The organism is Actinomadura decatromicini, from assembly GCF_008121305.1.
Classification (GTDB): Bacteria; Actinomycetota; Actinomycetes; order Streptosporangiales; family Streptosporangiaceae; genus Spirillospora; species Spirillospora syzygii.
In genome coordinates, this window is sequence record NZ_VSRQ01000005.1 from 739,030 (window position 1) to 745,029 (window position 6,000).

4 protein-coding genes are annotated in these 6,000 nt (G+C 71.9%); 3 read left to right on the plus strand and 1 reads right to left on the minus strand.

The window, feature by feature from the left end:
• Positions 1-189: 189 nt before the first annotated feature.
• A complete protein-coding gene (locus tag FXF68_RS26410) occupies positions 190-579 on the minus strand; it encodes a DUF5319 domain-containing protein (protein WP_148763652.1) in 390 nt (129 codons plus the stop codon).
• 255 nt (positions 580-834) lie between these two features.
• On the opposite strand from FXF68_RS26410, the gene guaB reads away from it, so the two are divergent.
• The 3 genes from guaB (at position 835) to glpD (ending at position 5,512) form a co-directional block, all read left to right on the plus strand.
• A complete protein-coding gene (gene guaB, locus FXF68_RS26415; RefSeq protein ID WP_148763654.1) occupies positions 835-2,331 on the plus strand; it encodes an IMP dehydrogenase in 1,497 nt (498 codons plus the stop codon).
• A 228-nt stretch (positions 2,332-2,559) separates the two neighbouring features.
• Positions 2,560-3,675 carry a GuaB3 family IMP dehydrogenase-related protein gene (locus FXF68_RS26420; protein ID WP_067888974.1) on the plus strand — a complete coding sequence of 372 codons (1,116 nt, stop codon included), beginning with the start codon at positions 2,560-2,562 and terminating at the stop codon, positions 3,673-3,675.
• 97 nt (positions 3,676-3,772) lie between these two features.
• Positions 3,773-5,512, plus strand: a complete 1,740-nt coding sequence (gene glpD / locus FXF68_RS26425; protein WP_148763655.1) for a glycerol-3-phosphate dehydrogenase — start codon at positions 3,773-3,775, stop codon at positions 5,510-5,512.
• The last annotated feature ends 488 nt before the right edge of the window (positions 5,513-6,000 follow it).

A 6,000-nucleotide genomic window follows, 5' to 3' on the forward strand; every position in this document is an offset into this window, starting at 1 on the left:
AAAGGCCGCCCCGGCATAGCCCTCCTGGCGGAGGCGTCCCGGCGGAGGCCGTCCTGGCATAGGCCGTCCTGGCGGAGGCCGTCCTGGCGGAGGCCGTCCCGGAACGAGTCGTCTAGGCAGAGTCTCCAGGCTCAGCGGGCAGGTCGCCTGGGCGGGGCGCCGGGACGCCGCGCGGATACGTCCGCGCGGTCAGTTGTCGTCGTGGCCCTCTTCGCTGTCGATCACGCCGTCGACGTAGCCGCGGGCGTACTCCCAGCTCACGTAGTCGACCGGGTCGGGGGCGAGGGCGGGCTCGTGGACGCGGGGGAGCCCCTGGTCGAGCAGGTGGCGCAGGTTGCCGTGCAGCAGCTCCCAGTCGATGTAGTGGAGCTTGCCGCAGTCTCCGCAGTCGACGGTCAGCCCGCGCACGCCGAGCGGCTCCAGCAGGGCACGGAAGACCTCCAGGTCGGCGAGGTCGGCCAGCACGTCCTCCCGCTCCGTCACGCTGAGCGGAGCGGTGTCGTCGCCGAGGTCGCCGAGCGCCGCCGCCGGATCCTCCGGGTCTCCGGCGAACGGGTCGATCGGAGCGTCGTCGTGCACACCCCCACGCTACTGCTCCGCGCCCGGAGTGGTGCACCCCCCTGTCTCCTCTGTGCGCGAACAATCACGCGGAGTCAACGCCGGGAGGGGATGGACGGGGGAATCGACGGGAGCGTCCCGCGTGTTGGGAGATGTCACGAAGACCACGCGGCCGTGCCGCGCAACGGGCCGTCCCGGCGCGGGGTGAGCCCCTACCATGGGAACAGGGTCCACCATGACCTGGCCCGATGCCGCCACCACCACGGGAAGGTAGTCATGAACCCCGCCGCCGAGTCCGACAAGTTCCTCCCCCAGGGCCTGACCTTCGACGACGTGCTCCTGCTCCCGGGGTACTCCGATCTCCAGCCCGGCGAGGCCGACACGTCGACCCGGCTCACCCGCCGGATCTCGCTGCGCATCCCGCTCGTCTCCGCGGCCATGGACACGGTGACCGAGGCCCGCACGGCGGTCGCGATGGCGCGCCAGGGCGGCATCGGCGTGCTGCACCGCAACATGCCGATCGAGGAGCAGGCCGACCAGGCCGACCGGGTGAAGCGCTCCGAGGCCGGGATGATCACCAACCCGGTGACCTGCCTGCCGGACGCGACGCTCGCCGACGTCGAGGAGCTGTGCGCCCACTACCGGATCTCCGGCGTCCCGGTGACCGACGTCCGGGGCGTGCTGGTCGGCATCGTGACCAACCGGGACATGCGCTTCGAGTCCGACCCGGCCCGTCCCGTCCGCCAGGTGATGACGCCGATGCCGCTGGTCACGGCCCCGGTGGACGTGACGCGCGACGAGGCGTTCCGGCTGCTCGCGGGCAACAAGGTCGAGAAGCTCCCGCTGGTGGACGCCGACGGACGCCTCAAGGGCCTGATCACCACCAAGGACTTCACCAAGAGCGAGCAGTACCCGCACTCCACCAAGGACGCCGACGGGCGCCTGCTCGTCGCCGCCGCGGTCGGCGTCGGCGAGGACGCGATCAAGCGCGCCCGCGCGCTCATCGAGGCGGGCGCCGACGTGATCGTCGTGGACACGGCGCACGGCCACTCCAAGGGCGTCGCCGACACGATCGCCACGATCAAGGCGAGCGCGCGGGTCGAGGTCGTCGGCGGCAACATCGCCACCTACGCGGGCGCGAAACTGCTGGTGGACGCGGGCGCCGACGCGGTCAAGGTCGGCGTCGGGCCGGGCTCGATCTGCACCACCCGGATTGTCGCGGGCGTCGGCGTCCCGCAGCTCACCGCGATCTCCGAGGCGGCCCGCGCGGCGCGGGAGGCGGGCGTCCCGGTGATCGGCGACGGCGGCCTCCAGTACTCGGGCGACATAGCGAAGGCCCTGGTCGCGGGCGCCGACACGGTGATGCTCGGGTCGCTGCTCGCCGGGGTGGAGGAGTCGCCGGGCGAGCTGATCTTCGTCCACGGCAAGCAGTACAAGTCGTACCGGGGCATGGGCTCGCTCGGCGCGATGCGCAACCGGGAGCGCGGCGCGTCGTTCTCGAAGGACCGGTACGCGCAGGCCGACGTGTCCGCCGAGGAGAAGCTGATCCCGGAGGGCGTCGAGGGCCAGGTGCCGTACCGCGGGCCGCTCGCCAACGTCGCGCACCAGCTCGTCGGCGGGCTGCACCAGTCGATGTGGTACGCGGGCACCCGCACGATCCCCGAGCTCCAGGAGCGCGGCCAGCTCATGCGCATCAGCGCGGCCGGCCTGCGCGAAAGCCACCCCCACGACATCCAGATGACCGTAGAGGCCCCCAACTACCAGGGCCGCTAAGCCCCAAGCCCAGGCCCGGTAAGGCCCCAGGCAGGCTGACGCGTCCAATCGCCGGAGCGGTTGAGGTCCCAAGCGCCTTCGCGCGGCTTCGCGGCGTCGACCGGTCGTTCGTCCGGGGGAACGCGGTAGCCCGGTGTGTCCGGGGCTGACGTAAGCTCGTCCGGGGCTCGTTCCCGCCGCCTGCGGGAACACCGGACCACGTGGAGGAAGGGCGCAGTGGCTGCTGAGGTGGAGATCGGCCGGGGCAAGAGCGGCCGGCGGGCGTACGCCTTCGACGACATCGGCATCGTGCCGTCGCGGCGGACGCGCGACCCCGAGGAGGTCAGCGTCGCCTGGCAGATCGACGCCTACCGGTTCGACATCCCGCTGGTCGTCGCCCCGATGGACAGCGTCGTCAGCCCGGCCACCGCGATCGCGGTCGGACGGCTCGGCGGGCTCGCCGTCCTCGACCTCGAAGGGCTGTGGACGCGCTACGAGAACCCCGAGCCGCTGCTCGCCGAGATCGCCTCGCTGGACACCGTCCGCGCCACCCAGCGCCTCCAGGACATCTACACCGAGCCGATCAAGGAGGAGCTGATCGGCCGCCGGATCGCCGAGGTCCGCGAAGCCGGGGTGACCGTCGCGGCGCGGCTGTCGCCGCAGCGCACCGCCCAGTTCCACAAGGCCGTGATCGACGCGGGCGTCGACCTGTTCGTCATCCGCGGGACGACCGTGTCCGCCGAGCACGTGTCGAGCCGCGCCGAGCCGCTGAACCTCAAGCAGTTCATCTACGACCTGGACGTCCCCGTCATCGTCGGCGGCTGCTCCACGTACACGGCCGCGCTGCACCTGATGCGCACCGGCGCGGCCGGGGTGCTCGTCGGGTTCGGCGGCGGGTCCGGGCACACGACGCGGACCGTCCTCGGCGTCGCCGTCCCGATGGCGACCGCCGTCGCCGACGTCGCCGCCGCCCGCCGCGACTACATGGACGAGTCCGGCGGACGCTACGTCCACGTCATCGCCGACGGCGGGATGGTCAACAGCGGCGACATCGCGAAGGCGTTCGCGTGCGGGTCCGACGCGGTCATGGTCGGCTCCCCGTTCGCCCGCTCCACCGAGGCGCCGGGACGCGGCTACCACTGGGGCAGCGAGGCGCACCACGGCGACGTCCCGCGCGGCACCCGCCTCGAACTCGGCACGATCGGCACGATGGAGCAGATCCTGTTCGGCCCGTCCCGGGTCGCGGACGGCTCGATGAACCTGATAGGCGCGCTGCGCCGCGCGATGGCGACATCCGGATACACGGAGCTCAAGGAGTTCCAGCGGGTGCAGGTCGTGGTGGCCCACCGCAAGTCGAGCGACTGAGAGCGAACCCACCCAGAATTGGTCGTTCCGAGTGTGGGGCCTTCCCTACTCTTGGGTAGGTAACGCTCGGAAACCGACCGCTGTGGGGGGAATCGCGATGACGGGATCACCTGTGACGGGGCTGGGCACCTCCCGGCTGGGTCCGGCCGAACGGGCGGCGTCGCTCGATCGGATGGCCCGCGAGGAGTTCGACGTCGTCGTGGTGGGCGGCGGCATCGTCGGAGCGGGCGCGGCGCTCGACGCGGCGACCCGGGGCCTGTCCGTCGCGGTGGTCGAGGCACGGGACTTCGCCTCGGGGACGTCGTCGCGGTCGTCCAAGCTGATCCACGGCGGGCTGCGGTACCTGGAGCAGTACAACTTCGACCTCGTCCGGGAGGCGCTCACCGAGCGCGGCCACCTGCTCCAGCAGATCGCGCCGCACCTGGTGCGTCCCGTCCCGTTCATCCTGCCGACCACGCACCGCGTGTGGGAGCGCGCGTACTTCGGCGCGGGCGTGGCGCTGTACGACGTGCTGGCGTTCCAGATGGGGAACACGCGGGGCGTCCCGCACCACCGGCACCTGAGCCGGCGCGGCGCGCTGCGGCTCGCGCCGTCCCTGCGCAAGGACGCCTTCGTCGGCGCCATCCAGCTCTGGGACGCGCAGGTCGACGACGCCCGCTTCGTCATGACGGCGCTGCGCACGGCCGCCGAGTACGGGGCGCAGATCGCGTCCCGCACCCAGTGCCTCGGCTTCCTGCGCGAGGGCGAGCGCGTGACTGGCCTGCGCATCCGCGACCTTGAGGGCAACACGACCAGCGAGGTGCGCGCCAAGCAGGTCGTCAACGCCACCGGCGTCTGGACGGACGACATCCAGCAGCTCGTCGGCGGGCGCGGGCAGATCCACGTGAAGGCGTCCAAGGGGATTCACCTCGTCGTCCCGAAGGACCGCATCCACTCCGCGACCGGCATCCTCCTGCGCACGGAGAAGTCGGTCCTGTTCGTGATCCCGTGGGGACGGCACTGGATCATCGGCACGACCGACACGGCCTGGGACCTCGACAAGGCCCACCCCGCCGCGTCGAAGGCCGACATCGACTACGTCCTGGACCACGTGAACTCCGTCCTCACCACGCCCCTCACTCACGACGACGTCGAGGGCGTGTACGCGGGGCTGCGGCCTCTGCTCACCGGCGAGACCGAGGAGACGTCGAAGCTCTCCCGCGAGCACGTCGTCGCGCACCCCGTGCCCGGGTTGGTCCTGGTGGCGGGCGGCAAGTACACGACGTACCGGGTCATGGCCAAGGACGCCATCGACGCCGTCGCGCACGGTCTCGACGGGAAGATCCCCGAGTCGTGCACGGACCGCGTCCCCCTCGTCGGCGGGGACGGCTTCCAGGCCATGTGGAACGCGCGGCACCGGCTGGCGTCCCGCTCGGGCCTGCACGTCGCCCGCATCGAGCACCTCCTCCGCCGCTACGGGACGCTCGTGGACGACCTCCTCGCCCTGATCGCCGAGAAGCCCGACCTCGGCAAGCCGCTCGCCGGGGCCGAGGACTACCTGCGCGCCGAGATCGTCTACGCCGCGTCGCACGAGGGCGCCCGGCACCTGAACGACGTCCTCGCCCGCCGGACCCGCATCTCCATCGAGACCTGGGACCGCGGCGTCGGCGTCGCGCAGGAGGCCGCCGACCTGCTCGGCCCCGTCCTCGGCTGGTCCAAGAAGCAGCGCGACCGCGAGATCGAGTACTACCGCAAGCGCGTCGAAGCCGAACGCGCCTCCCAGACCCAGGAAGACGACCAGGAAGCCGACGCCCGCCGCCGCGGCGCCCCCGACATCGTCCCCACCACGGCCCCCTAACCCACCGCCGACCATCGGGCCAGAACTGGTGACCACGCCTCCGTAGCTCTGAGCCGATCGCCGGGCAGCCGGGCTGGTGACCACAGCCCGCCCTATGGTTCTGGGTCGATCGTCGGGCTGGGACTGGTGACCATGACCCCGTAGCTCTGGGCCGATCGTCGAGCGGCCGGGCTGGTGACCACAGCCCGCCCTATGGTTCTGGGTCGATCGTCGGGCTGGGACTCGTGGCCACGGCCCCGTGGCTCTGAGTCGATCGCCGGGCGGCCGGGCTGGTGACCACAGCCCGCCCTATAGCTTTGGGCCGATCGTCGGGCTGGGACTGGTGACCATGACCCCGTAGCTCTGGGCCGATCGTCGAGCGGCCGGGCTGGTGACCACAGCCCGCCCTATGGTTCTGGGTCGATCGTCGGGCTGGGACTCGTGGCCACGGCCCCGTGGCTCTGAGTCGATCGCCGGGCGGCCGGGCTGGTGACCACAGCCCGCCCTAT

Coding starts and splice junctions, on each gene's coding strand:
- guaB (WP_148763654.1), top strand. CDS start 835: ATGAACCCCGCCGCCGAGTCCGACAAGTTCCTCCCCCAGGGCCTGACC.
- glpD (WP_148763655.1), top strand. CDS start 3,773: ATGACGGGATCACCTGTGACGGGGCTGGGCACCTCCCGGCTGGGTCCG.